Below are 19,009 nucleotides of genomic sequence, written 5' to 3' on the forward strand. Positions count from 1 at the left end.
GTCAATCCTTGCGACCAAAAATCGCCTCGCGGGCATGCACCCGCAGGGGCTTCTGGCGCTCCTGCCAGTATTTCTTGGTCATCTCGCCAATCTCCCTGCGGAGCTTGCCCACTTCGGACCGCAAACTGGCCACTTCCTTCCCCGCCTCGGCACGCTCCTTCTCGAGTTCACGCACACGCGCAGTGAGCGCCCGAATCTGAAAATGCGGCGAGCGCAGCGTCTCGGCGGACGGCTGCCAGAGCGCCCGGCGCCCCGGATTCTTCCGATGACGCGCCGCCGCCTGCCGGCAAAGCTCGATCGCGCGTGCGCCCCACTCGCGTCCCCGGGCGCGCTCCGCAGCGAGCGCGTCGAGTTCGATCGCGCTGCCCCGCCAGCCGGGGGTCGACCAGTCACACGAGGCAAGATATCCGGCCAGAGCGGAGGCGTCCTCCGTTCCGAAGAAAAACGCGCCCGGCACCTGTTCGCGATGCGTTGGGATGTCGGAGACGGCAACCGGCTTCCCAAACGCGAGCGCGTCCTCGACGGTCGTGTTCCATCCCTCGAACTCCGACGGCTGGATCACTAGGGATGCCCCACGCAACAACGCGGGTAAATCTTCGCCGGGAATTTCGCCGAGAAGACCGAGATGACCCTGGAGTTTTTCCCGGAAGACGCGCTGCACGGTCGCGGAGACCTGGGCATTTGCCGGATCGCGCGAATCAGACATCGTGCCGGCCATCGCGACAAATACATAGGGATTCATCGCTCGCGCCTGCACCACGGCCTCGACGACCACGCGGTGATTCTTGTGACGCCAGAACTGGTTGATGACGATCGCATATACCGGCGGCAGACCGTATTTCGCCCCCACCCACGAGGGATCGGCCGGCGGCGTCTCGTCATAGGCGAAGGACGACGGAAACGGCACCGTGCCGGTGATCGTCTCGACGTCGGGATGAAGCTGCTCGAGGTCGAACTTCACCGCATCGCTGGAGCACAGCATCGCGTCGCAGTTCTCCACGAGATAGCGAAAGTGGTGATCGCGCTCGCTGCGCTGGCTTTCGGAAAAATACTGCGGCAGCCGGGCGTGCTGGAAATCGGGAATCCAGCCGACCACGCCGCACGGAATGTCCTCCGGCATGATCTCGGTGGCCGGAAGCACGACGTCGATGCCGTGCTCGGAAACGAGCCGCGAAATCTCAGCCACGTCCGGCTGCTCCTGCTCCGAGCGGATCGCGGTCACGCCGGGAATTTCCGGCATCGCGCCACCGGCGCCACCGATCAGGCAGAGTTCGACGCCCGGCGTGAGCGCACTCGCGATGGCGTGCACCATGCTGCGCGTGTAGCTGCTGCCGGCGGTCCACGTAACGTGACCGCGATTGAGAAATCCGATTTTCATTTCGGCAAAACTTTTGGTTTTCGCGCCGGAGGGACCCACCGGGCGAGCGCGTCCGCAGTGCGAGAGGCCATCGCGGGATCAACCGGCTTCCGGGCAAGGATGCTGTAGAGGCGACCAGGCGTGCGATCACGATTGACGAGATCGCGTGCCGCCTGCCGCTGGAATTTCTGCAAAAAGGCAAAAGTTTTCGCGAAGCGCGAGAATTTGCCCGTGCGAATGCGATCGATCAGCATCCGCCGACGAGCCGCTTCGGTGCCGGGGAAAAAATTCAGGATGCTTTCGACGGCCCCCCAAACCTCCTGAATCTCAAATCCCGCATCGCAAAAGCTCGTGAGATAAACGGCAAGCGGGTGCGCATTCTCTCCGCCATAGAGCGGCTGCAGCGGATGTGAACCAAGAAACTGCGCCAGCTGCCGCTCGTCGTCCACGACGTGGTCGCGACTCGTCAGAATCAGCCCCCCGGGTTTCAAAATTCGTGCGAGTTCCCGCAGGCAGGCCGTGAGATCGGGCACGTGATGCAGCACCTGTCGCGCGATCACGGCGTCCATCGAGGCGGCCTCGATCGAGAACGGCGGTTGAGGATCGGTCAGAATGTCAACAGCCAGCCCCGTCTCGCGGCGCCACTGCTCGATCGCTCCAGCGCCAACTTCGTCGCTCCGATCCGGCTCGAGAGCCGTCACCTTCCAGCCATCCTTCGCCAGCGCGTAGCTCGTCACCCCGTGCCCGGCGCCAAGATCGAAAATCCGCCGACCGCGCCCATGTCCGAGAATTCGCCGCATCTCGCGATACTCCGCGCTTTCGGAAAAACGCTTCGCCGCGGGAAGCACCGGGAGATCGAAAAAATTGTCGAGGACGCCCTGCTCGTTGCCAGGCTGCCGCCGGAACCAGCGCACGGCTTCCTCCCAGGAAATGACATCGGCCATGATGGGGTCAGCGCTCGCTTTCCGAAATTTCGCGAATCACCCGTGCGGGATTACCCGCTGCCACGGTCCAGTCCGGCACGTCTTTCGTAACGACCGAACCCGCGCCGATCACCGCGCCTTCGCCGATGGTTACGCCCTTGAGAACGATGACTCGGGCGCCGATCCAGGCGCCTTTTTTTATCACTATCGGCGAGCGCGGACGCTGCTCCCAGTCGGTGAAACCCCCGTTGCGCCAGGCCTTCAAGTCGTGCTTCCGCACGCTGTAACGAATGTCGTGATTGTCACTGTCAGCGATTACGCCTCCGTAGGAAATGAGCACATCGTCCTCGATGGTGATCGCGAGCGTGCAATCCACCACGGTGCCGCCGCCGACGTAGACGTTGTCGCCCACGGAAATGCGGCTGTCCGAAGCTTCGGTGACGATGTGTCCCTCGATCAGGCATTCGCGACCGAAGGTGATCTGCCCCCCCTTCGCGCGGCGTTCAACGTGCCCGCGCACCTCGGTGTTTTCACCGCAACTGTATTTGAGTTTGGGTTTGCGTTCCGGCGTGGATTTTTCAGCAGCCGTCAGGGGAACATTCCCGGCAGCCCGGTCCAGCCTCCCGGCAGTCCATGCCAAAGCCTTTTGCCATAAAGATCGATCATTCATTAACTATCATTTCGCGATGCTCGCAACCCCTTCGCACTGTTGACACTGATTTCTTCCAAGCGGGCCGCCTCAAAGCGGCGGTCGGCTGATTGGGTATCGAAGACCCGCTGTCCGTGAGACGAGGACGGTGACATCGGATTCCTGTGGGTCGCGCCGGGGGGGGCGTTCACTTTACTTCAGGATCGGCTCCTAGATCGAACAGTTTGCGCCAGCAAGAAGCCGCTCCAGCGGCGCCACTCGATTTTCCCGATGAAGAATGTCGTGATACGCATTCCGCTCGGGAACAGGATGCAGCTCCCGCATCTGCAACATATCGGCGAGCTCGGATTCGTCGCGAACGGGACGCCATTCGCGCACGGAAAAATCGTAAAGCTTGACCACCTTTGCCGGCACTCCGGCCACGACCGCGAACGGTGGCACCGACTTTCGCACGATCGAACCTGCCGCGACAATCGAGCCCCTGCCCACTGTAAGATCGCCAAAGATTTTCGCATGGATGCCGAGCCAGCAGTTTTCCTCGATGATCACGCTGCGACCGGTGGTGACTCCTTGTTGCAGAATCGGCTGCATGGGATCGGTAAAAATGTGGTCGGCATCGGCCACGTATACATCCGGCCCGAGCACCACGAAATCTCCGATCTGAAGGCGGCCCGAGGTGGTTATGACTCCTCCTCGACCGATGAGCGTAAAGCGGCCGATCTCCAACCGGCCGGGCTCGTTGCGCATGCAGTCGTTCAGCCATACACGATCTCCAATGCAAGAGCCCACGCCGATACGAATCGTATCGAGGCCAATAACTTGCACATCAGTGCCGAAGCTTACCCCTGGGTAAGACTTTTCGAGAGCGATCCTCGCGCGACCCGCCTCACCCAAGGCGCGCCCGCGCCACCAATCCATGACCCCCCCCAGCATACTCAATTTCGTCCAATGTTCGGCAACGTCACTGCAGACAGAAGACCGTCGTTCCCACAAAAATCGCTATCGCTGACCGCTCCTCGAGCAACCGTCCGGAAGCAGGTCGGCCCCAAAAACATCGCAAAAATCCTGTCGCAAGTTCCCACTTGGACTAACCAACTCCAACCTGAGTCTGCCTGTAAAGCTCCCTCTTCATCCACTCGAACAGGACGCGACTGGGGCGCGCCCGTTTCGGAAAACGGATGCGGTTGGAGCTTCGCCGTTGGCTGGACGTCGCCGCGGACGCGCGACGCTCGCAATGCGTCCCACTTCCATCGAATCCGCGATTGGAAACAAGACAACGCGGCGGATAGAGCACAAGACCGTTCTGGGAAAAGACCGTCCAATACCAAAGGATGCCCCACGAATCGTTCTCACCCCGGAAGCGCCCCTTGAGCAGTTCGGAAAACGGATAACGGCCTTGGATGTCGTAACGATGTCGCAGGGCGGTATCGGTCTCAAGGTGCTCGCGACCGGGTGCGGTCACATCCAACTTTTGCCATGCGCGGCGCCATGTGGACCATCCCCACGTCGTCGTGAAAGGCGCAAAGAACGCGGGCACGAATGCGGGCATGTCGAGCCATTGATGCCCGCTGATCTGATAGACATTCTCACTCCGCACATACCGCTCCAGACCATCGAGATGAAATGTCAGGAACGACGGATCGAAGATCAAATCGTCCTCCAACACGATGACGCGGTCATGCTGCCCGAGGATTTTTCCGACGCCGTGAAGGATGGATGCCGAGAGCCCGCGGTTGACTGGCGAAATCTCCACCTCGGCGCCTGATCGCGTCGCCCACTCCCGCACCACCTCCTGCACAGCCGCGGTCGCCTCCATTCCGGCGGCATCCTTCGCCCCATCGCAGAACACGAAAGGCTTCGTGTGCTCGCGGCCCGCGCAGGCATCGTAGCTCGCGAGCATCGCGGCCAGATGACGGGGACGGTTGTAGCAAAAAATGGCGACGGGAATCGGATCGTTCATGCCGGGGAACGGTGAAAGATTTTCAAAACGTTTCCGAAAAAAGTCCTGAAGGAAAAGCGCAGGCTCTCTCCATCCGGCAGACGCAGGCAGACGAGCGTGAGGGCGCAAATCGCTAGCGGATAGAGGGCAAAGACTCCGTAGGCATATCGCGGATTCCCAACGGGAACCGCAAAGCCAACGAGAAAATTCGCAAGGCAGGCCCCGAGAACGAGGACGCCCGCGATGTTCCGTCTCGCCAGCAGGACAAGCGCGGACAACAAGCCCGCCCATGCCCATGCGTCTGGAGGGATCCGGCCGACCCCAAGAGGGTCACGCAGGGCCATCGCAGAAGGCAAACGAACGTAGCCTTGTTCGGTGTCGCGCATCCATTTCTGACCCGGCGCCGTAGCGGGATAAATGTCGCGCGGCGTATCGAAGAAACTGGCGAACGAAGCGCGGTAGTCTTCCGGCGAAAGCCACGAGTGCCACCGGAACACGTCGCCCAAATGCTGGTGGTAACGTTCCGGCGAAAGCCCTCGAAACATCTCAACGCCGTCCATTGCAACGCAACTCGTATCGACCATCGCCGAGGACGCGAGCCCATGCCGGACGCGTTTCGCCAGGAATTCCGGATTCTCCGTTAAAATCGTGTCGCCGAGATCCTTCAGCTTGGCGTCCACTTCACGTTCCGACATTCCGGATTTCAGCATAAGCAGCGCGAGCTTCCGTGCATTCTCCGCGCCGAAAGGGGCGTTCGGAGTCAGAATTGGACGGAGGACCTCACGCTCGGCAGCAGAAAAGGTTTCGATCTTATTGCGAACCGCATCGCCCGGAGAACCATTCAAATAGGTGGCGACGATCAGCCGATTTACTCCGACTCCCGGTAAAAACCAGTCGCCCGTCGCCAGCCAACGGCACGCTGGATAGAAGAGCACGGCGGCGATTGCCGCGACCGCGAGAACGACCGAAGCAGCGACCTTTCTCGACGGGCGGCCCAGCCAGAGACCTGCCGCAGCCATGGAAAAAATCAGCGCGCCGTAGTAGCTGCGAAACTGCGTCGCGAGGAAGATCGTTGCGGCGGTCGCCAGGAGGAGCCAAAAACTCGAAAGGGGATTCCGAAAGAGCAGCACACCCAGCCCGAATCCGCAAAGAAGCAGGGAGCCCGAAAGCGACTCCGTCATGAAGGCATTGTGAAACGCCTGCAAAAACGGACTCCATGCGATCAGGGACCCGGCGAGAAGATGAACGACCCTGGGGCGACCGACCGTGAGTGCTCCCAATGCCAGAACAAGACTTCCGAGGGAGATCATTCGCTGAAAAATTTCGAGAATTGGCCACTGCCACCCGACCGGAAGACGATTCAGCGCCCAGCCGAGCGAAGGCAGGCCGATTTGCAGGTGAGACAGCGCCAGACGCCCGTAGCCGCTGTTGAATTCCTGATAAGCCGCCGCGTCGCCCAGCGTAGACGCCAGTCCGGCGTAGTTGAATCCGTCGATCCAAAACGTGGCCCCCAGCACACTGCCGAACCACACGTAGGGGACGGAGAGGATCAGCACGAAGAACCACCATGGCAGGGGAAAACCAAGGCCGGCACGAATCACCCTGCCAGTCGATCCGAAGGCAGACATCAGACGCGTCGACGCGCGAGCACGCGCATGTTCGAGGCCCGCCCGAGCAGGGCAGGCGCAAGATCCAGCGCCCAGCCGACAGCCATCGGGAGGGGATTATTCATACTGAAAAAACGCGCGACCGGGCCATTTCCAAACACATCCTGCAGCACGTGGTTCCAAGACCACACCCAGATGACGGCCGCGGGAAGGGTGCTGATCGAAATCACGTCAAAGCCGCAGAGATCGAGCATTCGCCGCATCGAGAGGGGATCCCACATCGTCCAGTGACGCGGGAAATGGTAACCGCCCCACGTGCGACGCCGGAAGAACGGGCGGTCCCAGCCATTCATGTTTGGTGTCTCGAGGCACAGGACGCCGCCGGGCGACATCATTCGGTGCAGGCTGGTTAGCAATTCGCGCGGGGCAGCGACGTGCTCGATGACCTGCATCATCGTGACAACGTCCAGCGAACCTGAATCGAAGGACATCTCCTCGGCCCGAACACAATGCCCTTGAAATCCCTTTGCGCGAATGCGCCCCACGGCCGCTTCGTCGAGTTCAGACCCGTGCAGCCGCGCCGGCTCGTAGCCGCAGCTGGCAAAAGCCTCGAGCAAACCTCCGTCGCCGGCGCCAATATCGAGGACAGACGCCCGCTCGACCGAGCGACCGAGTGCGGAGGTAACAGCCCGAGCCTTTCGGACGTTCCGCTGGAGCCGGGCCTTCAACACCACCGAATTCCCCTGCCCGTCGAAATCGTAGGAATAATAATCGTCCGAGGCGTAGATCTGTGGCAGCGCGGAGACTGCCGGGCGAGGGTTCAGATAATAGGTCCCGCATGCTCCGCAGACGACCATGGAGAACTCCTGATCGCCACTGCTGTGAAAATCGAAATCAGGTCCCCGCGCCTCCAGTCTCGCCTCGCAGCTACCGCAGACGGGACAGACAACGCCCTCGACGGGCACGGACGGTTTCATGCGATCAACAGTCTCCGTGCCGCGCTCAATGCGCGGCATCGGGTTCAAAGAACGGGTTCAGCAGGCGAATCCCGTAACCGGGCTCCATTGCGAGGCGCCACAGCGTGCGGGTGTAACCTTTTACTCGCACAATTTCCTTGCGGTCGAAATGCCCGCGGCCGGCGAGGATTTTGCGAGCTTCGGAAAGGCGGTGATAGGGAATGCTGGGATACAGATGATGCTCGTAGTGGTAGAAAAATCCGACCGGTGCCACGAGAAACCGCTCGACGGGATTTGCATCGATCACCCGGGTGATGGCCGGCATCTTTACCGGGCCAAGGTCGCAGACGTCGCTGCTGGCCTGATGTTCCACCACGGTGCGAAGATTCGTGACCAGAAGAGCGATCGTGAAGAGCGGGGCAACCCACAGAACAAAATAGAGATACCAGGAACCCTGCAGGGCGCAGAAAAGGAACAGCAAACCATTGCCGCCGAGAAAGCCCAGCCAGCCCGCGAGCGATCGCGGTGGTGGAGGCCGGTGTTTTGCCCCGGGCTGCGAGTAGCGACGCTTTCGCAGAATGACGTTCAACGCGAAAAATCCGAACATGTGCCGCGCAATCTCGGCAAAAAGATTTCCTCCACGCAGACAAAGCCATGCAGGCAGTTCGACCTCCTTCTCCGAATCGCCGAGATATTTATGATGGCTGACATGGTGCCAGCGGTATTGATCCACGCTGATACCGACAGGCCCGCAAATAAAGAGGTCGGAGAACAGGTCGTTGAGCTTGCGATTGCGGTGAATGTTGCAATGCGAAGCTTCGTGAACCCAGGAAATGAGTCCGTTTTGGAGACAGCCAATGAAAACGAATATCACCGCCGTGACGAACCATGTGTCCAGAACGATGGCCGCCTCGAGCGAAGCCAGCAACAAGCCCCAGCAAATCCCAAGATCCAGCGCAACCCTGCCAGATTTGATCCGCATGAGCTCACGACGCTCTGCATCGGTCAGCGCATCGCCGCGATGCGGATCGGAAGAAGATGCGTCGGCTGGAGGTTGAACTTCCACGGAGGAATCAGATACGAGCGAGAATTTCGGAAAGGTCAAGAGGTCAACGCGCGACGGCAACAACGTCATAGTAGCCGGCGCTAGAACGAACATTCTCGCCCATCCAGCCCGCGGGACTGTCGATCTCGAACCCCGCCTCGTGAAGGATCCCATAAATTTCCCGCGGCGACGAGCCCGCCTTTTCCAGCCCGGAGGGCCAGATCTCGACAAAGATGCGCATCGGGCGATTCTCCCGAAGCGTGCGAACACCACCGCGGAGGACGGCAGCCTCCCAGCCCTGCACATCGATCTTGAGCAGGTCCACCCGGCGCCCGGCGACAATCTCGTCAAGCGTCTTCAGTGTCGAAGTATCGGCCTCGGCGGCGGCGACCGGTTCGATACGGTTATTGCCGCTGTTCAGGGGATCGCAGACCATACGGGCATGGCCGGATGCCGCCGCGAGGGCGCAATGGTGCAACTCGACGTTCGTCCACTGGTTTCTCTCGATCGAACGACGCAGGCTTTGCCAGTTCGCATCGACGGGCTCGACGGAAATCACGCTCCCGTCACATCCGACGAGCCGCGAGAACAACCCGGTATAGAGCCCGATGTTCGCCCCGACATCGACGACGTGCATCCCGGCGCGAATTCCCTCGGAAAGCTCACGACGCTCGGCGGCTCCCATCCAGCCCAAACGGTGCAACCACAAATAAAGGGTGCGATCGAACGACGGGCTCAAGATGACATTGCCCCAGACGCTGACCCAGGAACGGGCGAGCGAGCTGCGATTCAGGCTGGAAGCCAGATGAGAGATTCCGTTCACGGCGCAGGCGTCAGACAAATTTCAATTTCCCGGCAGCGAAGGCGAGCATGCGGAAAAGAAGGGCGCCGTGGCTCCAGCGACTGATATTCGTCGAACCATAGGTGCGGTCGCGGTAGCGAATAGGAATGTCGACAATTTGCAGCCCAAGCCGATCCGCTCCGAAAAGAAGATCGAAATCGCCAAAAGGGTCGAAATCGCCAAAATAGCAGCGGTTGGCCGCGATTCGTTCGTAGTCCTCTTTCCAGAGCACCTTCGTGCCACATAACGTGTCTTTCACGGGCTGGGCGAGCAGCCAGCTGAATGCGACGCTGAAAAATTTGTTCGCGCAAAGGTTCAGGAAACGCATCGCTTCCTTTTCCATCGGGTAAACAAGTCGCACGCCGTTGGCAAACTCCGCATGGCCCGAGACGAGGGCCTCGTAAAACTTCGGAAGTTCCTCGGGCGGCATGGTGAGATCGGCATCGAGAATCATAAGGATGTCGCCGGTCGCAGCGGCGAACCCACAGCGCACCGCATCGCCCTTCCCCTTCCCCGGCTGCTGCATGATCTGGATCTCGCGATCGGGATAAGCCGCCTTCACGCGCTGAATCTCCTCCCATGTATCATCGGTGGAATTGCCCTCGACAAAGATAAGCTCCATGGAGTCGCCCATCATGGGCGTGCGTGTGACGGCGGCTTCAATGTTGCCGGCTTCGTTCCGAGCGGGCACGACCACCGATACCCGCCTGGAGCAGTTCTCCATGGAAACCTTCGGACGAGCGGTGCAGATGACCGTATGGCAAAGGAAGCCGAGCAGAGGTGCGAGAAATCGGTTCAGCAGCGGTTCGACCACGGGAATCTGAAGCGGGAGAAGGACCTTTGGCTCAATCTCCACAATCGACCACCCCGAGAGGTTCAGAAAATTCCGTGCGTCGTCGATCCCAATCCAGTTCGCCTGGGGATGACGCGCTCGCAGCCCGAGCGTCGTGGCAAGCGAATAGACCGGTCGCCACATCGCGGAAGGAAAGCTCATGACCAACCGCGTGTGCGGGGCCGCCAGCTTGCGAGCCTGGTTCAAAATCTCCTGCACATCGCCGGCGTAGTTGATGGTGTCCGACAGCAGGATGACGTCGTAGGTGCCTGGCACATCGAGACACTCACCCGGCTGGTGATAGAAGGTGCCGTGCGGCAGGCGTCTGGCCGTGCGCTCCACCTGCACCGCAGAAATATCGCATCCAGACACTTTCCTGGCGTGGATCAATTCGAGCAATTCTCCCGCTCCACACCCGATCTCGAAAACCGAGGCGTCTTGCGGCAGACGCATGTTGAAATAGCGCGCCAGGATCGCCCGATACTGACGCCCGGCGGGACGCTTATCCTCGGGTCCGGAATAATGGGCCGCAATCTCCTCGAGATGCTTTTCGAGAAGCGGCGAAACCCGATTGGCGGGACGCGTCGTCGCCGCAGGAATGACCGCGCGATCTTCAGCCGTCATTGGATCATCACGTTGATGCCGCCATTCTTCGGGATGCGCGAAAGAACGGCACGCGGTTCGGACAGGGACAGCCGGGCGCGTCCATGGGCAGCCGTGCGATAGCCGACGCTCGCAAGCATTTCGAGGATCCGACATACGTCACCATCGCCGTTGGCGAACACATAGGGGGCAAGCTCGATCACGATCGCAGGGCGGAAGCGCTCGATGACGCCGAGCCCTCCCTCGAGCACGTTGATCTCATGGCCATCGACGTCCAGTTTGATAAGGTCGATCTTTAAAAGTTCGAATTCTTCGCAAAGGCCCGCGAGCGTGACGACCCGTGCGCCGGTCGTCGGGAAGGAGCGCCCCTGCGATTCGTCAAGGCCGGAGGAATCCCCCGCATCCAGCGGCCAGCTGGAGCAAATGTCCCCGGGCAAGACCTCGCCGGCATTCGCGGCCACGAAGCCCTGAACGCGCTCGATGCGTGGGGCGATGGCGGCATTGAGACCCACATTACGGGTAAGCTTGGCGAAGGCCCAGTCCGTCGGTTCGATCGCGACCACTTTGCCGCTGTCACCCACGAGCGAGGCCATGCGAAGGGCGTGCGCGCCGATGTTTGCGCCAATATCGAGAACAACGGAGCCTTCCCGAAGGACCGGCGTGTAGTAGGCAACCACGTCGGGCTCGAAAGCGCCGAAGAGATAGATGGAAAGATCGATCCCCTCGTGAAGATCGAGTTCGTAAGCGAGTCCGCCCCGGTGGAAAATGTCGCGGCTACTGTGCCCTGCGAGCTTGCGCGCGGCGCAGGCAGCGCGGCTGAGCAGTCGCGCGACTCCGATTTTTTGTTTTGTGGACAACATGGAGGTTAAGCTTGTTCGCGTCGTTCGAGCACGAGAAGGAGACGCGCGGAAAACAATCCCGGTGCGAGGGACAACACATTTTCGACAACTTTTAGCGGGCCCTCCAAAAAGGAGGGAAGAAGCTGCGGTCCGCTGAAACCTCCGCTGCCGAAATAGCGCAGATTTGTCAGACGTCTCGTGGCGACCAGCCGCCACGAGTTTTCCCATTCGGCAACCTCCCGCTTTCGAAAAATCCGGGTGGCATTGGCTTGGCCGGCATAGTAGCCGCCGCTCGCCGCGTCAACGCCCGGCGGAGCAGTCCACGTAATTGGTTTCCCCAAACCGAGTGGCTCTGGATGGCAGCACCCGTAAACGAACTTGCCGAGCAGACTCATGTCGGGTTCGAAAACGATCAACCGACCGCCGGGCACGACGACTCGAGCCATTTCCGCGAGCGCGGTGCCGGGAAACTCGAGATGGTGGAAAACGTCGAAAAGAATGAGATCACTCAGGGCTGCGTCGGGAAACTGAATCGCATAGGCATTCTCACGCCGATCCAACCAGGGGTTATCGAAAATATCGGAAGTGACGCATTGCGGAATGACATCCTTAATCGCGCCAATGCCGGAGCCGAGTTCCAGCGTGGTCAGGCCGGGGATCGATTTCAACCGGGCCGCAATCTCACGGTAAAACGCGTGATAGCAGCTTCGCAGGAGTGGCTTCTTTTCCCAGTGCGCACGGTTGCCGAGGATTTCGTCCTCGTGACGGCCGATGTCCTCCACCTCGGCGATTGGGAGCTCGTCCATTACCTGCGGCTTCAGACCTCGACCTTGGTTTCGTCGCCCATCTCGAGGAAGTCGTCGGCTTCATCCGAGGCGTTGTGAACTTTCCGGGTGGGCACCGACGTGCCGTTGGCGGTCGCAGCGCTCCATGTCCGGGCTTGGTGATAGACGGAAATCCTCATGGGATCCTCCACTCCGACAACGAAGAGCGCGCTGCGGCGCACGCCGAGAACGACGCGCTCGGGCCGGGTGATCCGTGCATGGATCTGGTAGATGCCGGCGACAAGGCCGAGCGAGGGCAGCGCGATGCGAATCTCGTATTCGCCCGGCGCCACATCCACGAGACTGCCGCCGTCGCGGCGCGAGATCATCTTGAGGATCTGCTTGTCGTTCTTGCGGGTGGACTCGTCCATGTCCGGCTTGCGGAAGACAGTGACCGTCGTGTTGAGCTGCTCGAGAGGCACGTTCGCGCGCACGCGGATAACGACCACGGCATCAACACCGGGAACGAGTTCCGTTCCGTCCGTGGTCTGGAGTTCGAGGGCGAGGAACTTCAGCTCGCGATCGCTCACCTCCTCGTCCTCGTCGCTGTTGGAATTCGTGGCAGCCCGGACCTTGCGAGGCATGTCCTCGAGCAAATCCTTCTCGTAGGTCTTCACGACATCCTCGATCGCGCCCTGGCCGATGACCTCGCCACGCCGCATGTAGATTGCCTTCTGGGCGATGGCGAGCAGGATGCCTGGGGAATGGTGCACGATGACGAGCGACATGCCGTTCGCGCGCATCTCGAACAGACGCTCGAGGCACTTGCGGCGAAAATTGAGGTCGCCGACGGCCAGCACTTCGTCGAGCAGCAGGATGTCGGGCTGCGTCGCGATCGCGCAGGCAAAGCCAAGGCGGGCCTGCATGCCCGAGCTGTAGGTCTGCACGGGAGCCTCGATCGCATAACCGATCTCGGAGAATTTCACGACGTCCTCGAAGCGCTCGCTGATTTCGTCATACGTCAGCCCTAGCACCGACATGTTCGCGTAGATGTTCTCCCGGCCGGTGAGCACGGGGTTGAAGCCCGCGCCAAGCGCGAGGAGCGGCGCGAGACGACCTCGCACGGTGATGCGACCCGTCGTCGGCTTGATGAGACCGGCGATCACCCGCATGAGCGTCGTCTTGCCGCAGCCGTTGATGCCGACGATGCCGAGGCAATCGCCGGACTTCAGCTCGAAGTTGACATTCTTCAGCGCCCAGAATTCGTCGGGTCGCAGATTGTCGCCGCTCTGCGACTGGCCGATCAATTCCCGGCCGATGTCCTGCACGCCGTAGTAAAGCGAGCGCTTGAGATCCCGGCAGAAGCGCTTGGAAACATTCTCGAGCGACAGCACGACGTGCTTCTCCGCGGAATCCACGACCGGGGCCGGATCAACTTTTCCCAGCGTTTCCGCAATCAATTTTTTGGTGCTCATCAGTTCTTACAAAAGGGATGTCGCCGGGCTGACGCCAGAGGCGGGCGAGGGCTCGTTCCAAAGGGTGACGCATTCGGCGAGCGACTCCGCGAAGGAACGCGGATGCCAGCCCGGCAGGAGATTCCGCAGGGCGGAAACGTCGGCGCGCCAGACGGCAGGATTGCCGGGAAGCGATTCCTTTCCGACCACAATCTTCGCCGCGCACCCGGAGCAGGCAAGCAGCCGCTCCGCCAGCTCCCGCACGCTCACGCTGGCGCCGGACGCCACATTCAGGGCGTGGAATCCGCCCGCGCCGGGCCGCAACGCCTCCACAAGGCCGATCGTCGCCGTGCCGGCCTCGCTCTCGGCAAGATAATCGCGCTCTTCGGCGCCCGTTCCCCGGAGACGCAACTCTGCGCTACCGTGGCGGAGCTGGTCGAAAAGCTCCCAGACGAGAAGTCGGCGCTGGTGCGGCCCGAAAATCGAGAAGAAGCGAAGGGCGACCACGGACAACCCGAAGCAGCAGGCAAATTCTTCGGCCGCGATTTCGGACATCAGCTTGTGGAAGCCATAGGGCGATTCCGGCCGGCGCGCGGCCGTTTCCGGCGTGGGCAATTCCTCCGGCGAGCCATAGACCGCCGCGCTGGAGGCGAAAGCGACCAGCGGCCGCGCACCCGATCGACGCACCGCATCGAGGACACGAAACCACAGCGCCGTGGAGCATTCGAAATCGCCCGCCGGCTCGGCGAACGATTCCCCTACCGACGCGCTTCCGGCAAAATGCAGCACGCAATCCGGGCGAGCGGTCCGCACGACGCCCGTGAGAACCTCCACCGAGGCGAGTTCGGTCCGACCGATCGCCACCACCTCGTGCCCGGCCGCCATGGCAGCGCGACCCACCGCGCCTCCAAGAAAACCGGAGGCTCCTGTCAGCAGGCACTTCATGGCGTAAGACCTTCGATTTCGGCCAGCCATGCCGCGGCGCTGGCGTCGCTCGGCATGCGCCAGTCGCCGCGGGGCGAAAGGGCAACCGTGCCGACCTTCGGGCCGTCGGGCATCGACGAGCGCTTGAACTGGTTCGCAAAGAAACGCGTCACAAAAACGCGCAGCCAGCGCAGGATCTCCGCGCGCGTGTGACGGCCTTCGAAGGCGATCTCCGCCAGCGCAAGAATCTTGGCCGGACCGAATCCGCAACGGATCGTCTGGAACAGGAAAAAGTCGTGAAGCTCGTAGGGGCCGACCGTCTCCTCGGTCTTCTGCACGAGGCCGTCCTTCGCATCGAGCGGCAGCAGCTCCGGCGAGATCGGCGTCGCGGCAATGTCGCGCAGCAGAGCGCTGACGGGATCGGCAAATTCCTCCTCGGCGCACCATTCGACGAGGTGGCGCACCAGCGTCTTCGGCACGCCGGCGTTCACGTGATACATCGACATATGGTCGCCGTTGAACGTGCACCACCCAAGCGCGGATTCCGAAAGGTCGCCGGTTCCCACAACGATCCCGCCGACCTGATTTGCGACGTCCATGAGGATCTGCGTGCGTTCGCGCGCCTGGGCATTCTCGTAGGTCGCGTCATGGGCGCCCTCGGGATGTCCGATGTCCGCAAGATGCTGCGCGACTGCCGGGGCGATCGGAATCACCCGCAACGTCGCACCCAGCGCCGCGGCAAGGTCCGTGGCATTCGTCTGCGTGCGCCCCGTGCTGCCCGGCCCGGGCATGACGATGGTCACGAGGTCCGACGCCGGCCGGCCCAGTTTTTCCAAAGCCCGCAAGGCAACGAGCGCCGCCAGCGTGGAGTCCAGGCCGCCGGACAATCCGAGCACCGCCTTCGCCGAGCCCGTGTGCCGGAGCCGTCGGGCCAGCCCCGTCTCCTGAATCGCAAAAATCTCCCGACAGTTTGCCGCGCGCTGGGTCGGATCCGCCGGAACAAACGGTTGCGGCGCCACGGGATGACGCAGAGCGCCGGGCGAAGTCGCCCCCTCTCCGAGCGCGAAGCGGACGCGCCGGAAGCGGGCGGCCGTCTCCGCGGAGAAGCTGCTGTTGTTCAGACGTTCGTGCGCCAGACGCTCCAGATCGAAATCCGCGAAGGTTTCCGCGCTTTCGAACGCGAATTCCCGCGTCTCGGCAAGCACCGCGCCATTCTCCGCGAGGATGCCATGCCCCGAGCAGACGTAGTCCGTGCTCGATTCGCCCGCGCCGGAGCCGGCGTAGGCATAGGCCGCCAGGCAGCGCGCCGACTGCTGGCGAACGAGGTCGCGCCGGTAGCCAGCTTTGCCGAGCAGCTCGTCGCCCGCGGAGAGGTTCAGCAGCAGCGTCGCGCCGGCGAGCGCCTGGCGTCCGCTGGGCGGCTCGACCGTCCACAGGTCCTCGCAAATCTCGATTCCGAGGCAGGCGTGGCGGCGATCGGTGATCTCGAAAAGCAAATCCGCGCCGATCGGCACATCGGCCTCGCCGATGCGCACCACATCGCGGCCCAGCGTGGCGGCCCGGGCGAACCAACGCTCTTCGTAATACTCCTGCGATGTCGGCAGGAACGTCTTCGGCACGATCCCGAGCAGGCGTCCGCCCGCAACAAGCGCCGCGCAATTGTAGAGCCGGCCATCGACTTCGAGCGGCAATCCCACCGCTGCGGCGCAGGCGGTCCCCGCGGTCGCTCCGGCCACTGTCGCGAGCGCCGCGAGCGCGGCCTCCAGCAACGGGCGCTGGAAGAACAAATCCGCCGCCGTGTAACCGGTGAGGCTCAGTTCCGGAAACACCGCAACTTCGCATCCTTCGCCCGCGAGGCGCTCGAGAGATTCGGAGATCCGCGCGGCATTGAAAGCCGGGTCGCCGACCCGCAATTCCGGCGCGGCGACCGCCACGCGGAGAAAGCCAAACTTACGATGTTCGCTGGCGTTCATCGCGGAAAACGGAGCGGGGCAGGCTGCCGCCCTTGGTCAGGGGTTTGCACCTGCGACCGGGAAAATTCGATTGTGCGCCGAGGGTTCGGCATGAGGGTTTGGGGCGTTCCGCGGGGAGAGGCGCTACCCGATGAGCTTGAGCGCCACGGGCAGCATGGTGCGCCCGCGATTCACCCAGCGGCTGAGTTCATCGATGCGGGCCCGGGTGACCGTCCGCTCCGCCTCGGGCAGGTTGGCCAGCGCGGCCTCCATGCGCTCGACCCGGCCACTGGCCATTTCCAACTTGGGCAGGATCTGCTCCTTGATGAAGGAAGCCGCGAAACGATTGAGCTCGAGATCGGCCACGAAATGATCCCGGCGTTCGCCCGGGCTGTAAACCGACTTCACCGCGCCGACGGATCGCAGCGTCTTCAGGCCCTGACTGGCGGCCCCCAGGCTGATGTCGAGCCGCTGCATGAGGTCATCCATCGTCAGCGGGCGCGGCGAGACGAAAAGAAGCCCGTAAATCTCGCCGATCGACTTCGGAAGGCCGAGCAGACGAAAGAAATTGATGAACATCTCGATGGCCTCCATCTCGATAAGGCCCAGCTGGCCATTTCTGGCGATCGATTGTCCGGGGTTCCGCGACTCTGACAACATCTCAGGGAATTTTGCGCAATCCCTTCAGGCAGTTCAATATAAAATGAAATTGCGCCAGAACTCGTTCAGTTTCGAATCACGGTCACCTGATCGACCTTGGAAACCACGCCATTGGGTTTTCGGATGTAAAGCTTGATGCGATTCCGCCCCGGACGGAGCGGAAGCCGTTTCCGCCACGATTCCACGCCGTTGGCCTTGAAATACTTTTTTGCACCGAGGCGGGTATTGACGAGCAGGACCGCATCGGCCGCGACCCCGTCCGCGCGGCCGCGGAAGAGATACCGGCTCGCGGTGGTCCTCGCCGGAGAGGTCGCGGGCCGGCGAAAGGAATTTGTCCCGCCACCGCGGGCGCCGTAGAGCGCCTGCCCGCCGCGAATATCATCCGGCAGCAGATGATCCACATCTGAAACGAAGCTGTTCATGATGGCGTTGACGGACTGGCCGCGCTCGTCGGGATGGTCGAGACCGAGGGTATGTCCGAATTCATGCAGCGCCACCCGATGGAGGTCGTAGAGGGTGCCTCCGCCGGAGGAACCCCGGAGGTCGCCGCGATAGGAATTCCAATCGAGATTTGCGTTGAAGATGGTGTCCGCCTCGATGCGGCGCCGACCGTTGTTCACCGTCCACTCGGTCGTAATCGCCACCGCGTCGCCGAAGGATCGGCCATAGAATGTGTTGGAAAAGAAGACGCTGTTGGCGCCGTCATCATCCGCCGGCGGCAAGCTGGAGTTTCGCACGACGGAGAACTGCAGCCGCAGCAGGTAGTCATTCCACGTCGCCAGGGCATCCTCGGCGGCGGCGTTCCACGAGGCGGAGCCGTCCATCAGCATTCCGCTGGAGCCGAGCGAGAGATTCATCACGACGGGGCTGTAGTTCCATGTCGAGCCGGTGAAGGCATAACCCCACGCCGTCCCGCCCGGGACGGAAAGCAACCCGGCCGCCAGAATGGCCCGAACAAATCTCCTTCCGCTCACGGCTTCGCTCCCATCCTGGCAATTCGCGCGCGCAGGCGCTTCTCGAAGTCCGGCAGCTTCGTCTCGCCATCGGTCAGCACGGCTCGCGACCGGGCGGAGATCGCCGGCTCGGCCGCCCCCGTGACGTCAGGCGAGACCGAGACGACGCCGGCGGCATTCGACCGGCGATCCACCTTCAGGCTGCCCTCGGCCCATCCGACGACCGGACAGACGGAATTCCCCGTCGTCGAGATGAAAAGGATGTATTCCTGCCCGACGACGAACTGCGGCATGCCGCCGACCTTCATCTCGACGTCGCCGACCTTGCCGCCCACGAACTTCAGCGAAACAGAGGATTCGGCCGCGCCCTTGTAAACGGTGAGCGGCGTGAACCGCACGGTCGTCACGATCGCGCGGCCATTCGCACTACTCTCGAAGGCGGCGTCGATCTGCTCGGCGCGGCCCCGGAAGATCGTGTCCGCCTTCTGGATCTGCTCGTCCTCCGTCATCGTGCGCAAGGTCGTCGCGTTCAACGATCCCGTGAGAAGCGTCAGCGCAAAAGCCGGGAGGAGGAGGAATCGAAACACAGGGAAACCCATCGCTCAGGGAATCGTGAGCGCAAAGAGTTTTTGGCTACACGCCGGCGACGCGGAAGCCCTCGCCCTCGAAGAAGCGCCGCGCGCGGGCGGGGTCGTCGCCCTGGAGTTCGAT

Annotated in this window: 18 protein-coding genes; all 18 read right to left on the reverse strand. The window is 62.1% G+C overall.

Annotated features, from left to right (window positions below):
- Position 1: 1 nt before the first annotated feature.
- Positions 2 to 1,378, reverse strand: a complete 1,377-nt coding sequence (locus VIM61_06265) for a glycosyltransferase (GenBank protein ID HEY8899998.1) — start codon at positions 1,376 to 1,378, stop codon at positions 2 to 4.
- Positions 1,375 to 2,301: a class I SAM-dependent methyltransferase gene (locus VIM61_06270; protein HEY8899999.1), complete on the reverse strand. Its 927-nt coding sequence runs from the start codon at positions 2,299 to 2,301 to the stop codon at positions 1,375 to 1,377. Before VIM61_06270 ends, VIM61_06265 begins: the two co-directional genes overlap by 4 nt.
- A 7-nt stretch (positions 2,302 to 2,308) precedes the next feature.
- Positions 2,309 to 2,800, reverse strand: a complete 492-nt coding sequence (locus tag VIM61_06275; GenBank protein HEY8900000.1) for an acyltransferase — start codon at positions 2,798 to 2,800, stop codon at positions 2,309 to 2,311.
- Between the two features lie 339 nt (positions 2,801 to 3,139).
- On the reverse strand, positions 3,140 to 3,862 hold the full coding sequence (locus VIM61_06280; protein HEY8900001.1) for an acyltransferase: 723 nt from the start codon (positions 3,860 to 3,862) through the stop codon (positions 3,140 to 3,142).
- 154 nt (positions 3,863 to 4,016) lie between these two features.
- Positions 4,017 to 4,889, reverse strand: coding sequence for a hypothetical protein (locus VIM61_06285; GenBank protein ID HEY8900002.1), 873 nt, complete (start codon positions 4,887 to 4,889; stop codon positions 4,017 to 4,019).
- Positions 4,886 to 6,496: a hypothetical protein gene (locus VIM61_06290; GenBank protein HEY8900003.1), complete on the reverse strand. Its 1,611-nt coding sequence runs from the start codon at positions 6,494 to 6,496 to the stop codon at positions 4,886 to 4,888. Before VIM61_06290 ends, VIM61_06285 begins: the two co-directional genes overlap by 4 nt.
- Complete coding sequence (locus tag VIM61_06295; protein HEY8900004.1) at positions 6,496 to 7,452, reverse strand: class I SAM-dependent methyltransferase; 957 nt, start codon at positions 7,450 to 7,452, stop codon at positions 6,496 to 6,498. The genes VIM61_06290 and VIM61_06295 overlap by 1 nt, the downstream gene beginning before the upstream one ends.
- A gap of 25 nt (positions 7,453 to 7,477) precedes the next feature.
- Entirely contained in the window at positions 7,478 to 8,566 is a 1,089-nt protein-coding gene (locus tag VIM61_06300) for a fatty acid desaturase family protein (GenBank protein HEY8900005.1), read from the reverse strand.
- Positions 8,541 to 9,317 (reverse strand): FkbM family methyltransferase, encoded by a 777-nt coding sequence (locus VIM61_06305; GenBank protein ID HEY8900006.1) that lies wholly within the window; start codon positions 9,315 to 9,317, stop codon positions 8,541 to 8,543. The genes VIM61_06300 and VIM61_06305 overlap by 26 nt, the downstream gene beginning before the upstream one ends.
- Positions 9,310 to 10,773 carry a glycosyltransferase gene (locus VIM61_06310; GenBank protein ID HEY8900007.1) on the reverse strand — a complete coding sequence of 488 codons (1,464 nt, stop codon included), beginning with the start codon at positions 10,771 to 10,773 and terminating at the stop codon, positions 9,310 to 9,312. Before VIM61_06310 ends, VIM61_06305 begins: the two co-directional genes overlap by 8 nt.
- Entirely contained in the window at positions 10,770 to 11,612 is an 843-nt protein-coding gene (locus VIM61_06315; GenBank protein ID HEY8900008.1) for an FkbM family methyltransferase, read from the reverse strand. Before VIM61_06315 ends, VIM61_06310 begins: the two co-directional genes overlap by 4 nt.
- 5 nt (positions 11,613 to 11,617) lie before the next feature.
- Positions 11,618 to 12,373, reverse strand: a complete 756-nt coding sequence (locus VIM61_06320; GenBank protein HEY8900009.1) for a methyltransferase domain-containing protein — start codon at positions 12,371 to 12,373, stop codon at positions 11,618 to 11,620.
- 35 nt (positions 12,374 to 12,408) lie between these two features.
- Complete coding sequence (locus VIM61_06325) at positions 12,409 to 13,830, reverse strand: ABC transporter ATP-binding protein (GenBank protein HEY8900010.1); 1,422 nt, start codon at positions 13,828 to 13,830, stop codon at positions 12,409 to 12,411.
- Between the two features lie 6 nt (positions 13,831 to 13,836).
- Positions 13,837 to 14,754, reverse strand: a complete 918-nt coding sequence (locus tag VIM61_06330; protein HEY8900011.1) for an NAD-dependent epimerase/dehydratase family protein — start codon at positions 14,752 to 14,754, stop codon at positions 13,837 to 13,839.
- Positions 14,751 to 16,706: an NAD(+) synthase gene (locus VIM61_06335; GenBank protein HEY8900012.1), complete on the reverse strand. Its 1,956-nt coding sequence runs from the start codon at positions 16,704 to 16,706 to the stop codon at positions 14,751 to 14,753. The genes VIM61_06330 and VIM61_06335 overlap by 4 nt, the downstream gene beginning before the upstream one ends.
- 123 nt (positions 16,707 to 16,829) lie before the next feature.
- Positions 16,830 to 17,345: a hypothetical protein gene (locus tag VIM61_06340; protein HEY8900013.1), complete on the reverse strand. Its 516-nt coding sequence runs from the start codon at positions 17,343 to 17,345 to the stop codon at positions 16,830 to 16,832.
- A 65-nt stretch (positions 17,346 to 17,410) separates the two neighbouring features.
- Entirely contained in the window at positions 17,411 to 18,277 is an 867-nt protein-coding gene (locus VIM61_06345; protein ID HEY8900014.1) for a matrixin family metalloprotease, read from the reverse strand.
- 38 nt (positions 18,278 to 18,315) lie between these two features.
- Complete coding sequence (locus VIM61_06350) at positions 18,316 to 18,885, reverse strand: hypothetical protein (protein ID HEY8900015.1); 570 nt, start codon at positions 18,883 to 18,885, stop codon at positions 18,316 to 18,318.
- Positions 18,886 to 19,009 lie beyond the last annotated feature (124 nt).

It is taken from the genome of Chthoniobacterales bacterium, assembly GCA_036569045.1.
Taxonomy (GTDB): domain Bacteria; phylum Verrucomicrobiota; class Verrucomicrobiia; order Chthoniobacterales; family JAATET01; genus JAATET01.

What these genes read in the sequence shown, in the direction of transcription:
- VIM61_06335 (HEY8900012.1), bottom strand. Translation starts at nt 16,706, where the DNA reads ATGAACGCCAGCGAACATCGTAAGTTTGGCTTTCTCCGCGTGGCGGTC.
- VIM61_06325 (HEY8900010.1), bottom strand. Translation starts at nt 13,830, where the DNA reads ATGAGCACCAAAAAATTGATTGCGGAAACGCTGGGAAAAGTTGATCCG.
- VIM61_06285 (HEY8900002.1), bottom strand. Translation starts at nt 4,889, where the DNA reads ATGAACGATCCGATTCCCGTCGCCATTTTTTGCTACAACCGTCCCCGT.
- VIM61_06300 (HEY8900005.1), bottom strand. Translation starts at nt 8,566, where the DNA reads ATGACGTTGTTGCCGTCGCGCGTTGACCTCTTGACCTTTCCGAAATTC.
- VIM61_06295 (HEY8900004.1), bottom strand. Translation starts at nt 7,452, where the DNA reads ATGAAACCGTCCGTGCCCGTCGAGGGCGTTGTCTGTCCCGTCTGCGGT.
- VIM61_06340 (HEY8900013.1), bottom strand. Translation starts at nt 17,345, where the DNA reads ATGTTGTCAGAGTCGCGGAACCCCGGACAATCGATCGCCAGAAATGGC.
- VIM61_06270 (HEY8899999.1), bottom strand. Translation starts at nt 2,301, where the DNA reads ATGGCCGATGTCATTTCCTGGGAGGAAGCCGTGCGCTGGTTCCGGCGG.
- VIM61_06280 (HEY8900001.1), bottom strand. Translation starts at nt 3,862, where the DNA reads ATGCTGGGGGGGGTCATGGATTGGTGGCGCGGGCGCGCCTTGGGTGAG.
- VIM61_06330 (HEY8900011.1), bottom strand. Translation starts at nt 14,754, where the DNA reads ATGAAGTGCCTGCTGACAGGAGCCTCCGGTTTTCTTGGAGGCGCGGTG.
- VIM61_06290 (HEY8900003.1), bottom strand. Translation starts at nt 6,496, where the DNA reads ATGTCTGCCTTCGGATCGACTGGCAGGGTGATTCGTGCCGGCCTTGGT.
- VIM61_06310 (HEY8900007.1), bottom strand. Translation starts at nt 10,773, where the DNA reads ATGACGGCTGAAGATCGCGCGGTCATTCCTGCGGCGACGACGCGTCCC.
- VIM61_06265 (HEY8899998.1), bottom strand. Translation starts at nt 1,378, where the DNA reads ATGAAAATCGGATTTCTCAATCGCGGTCACGTTACGTGGACCGCCGGC.
- VIM61_06315 (HEY8900008.1), bottom strand. Translation starts at nt 11,612, where the DNA reads ATGTTGTCCACAAAACAAAAAATCGGAGTCGCGCGACTGCTCAGCCGC.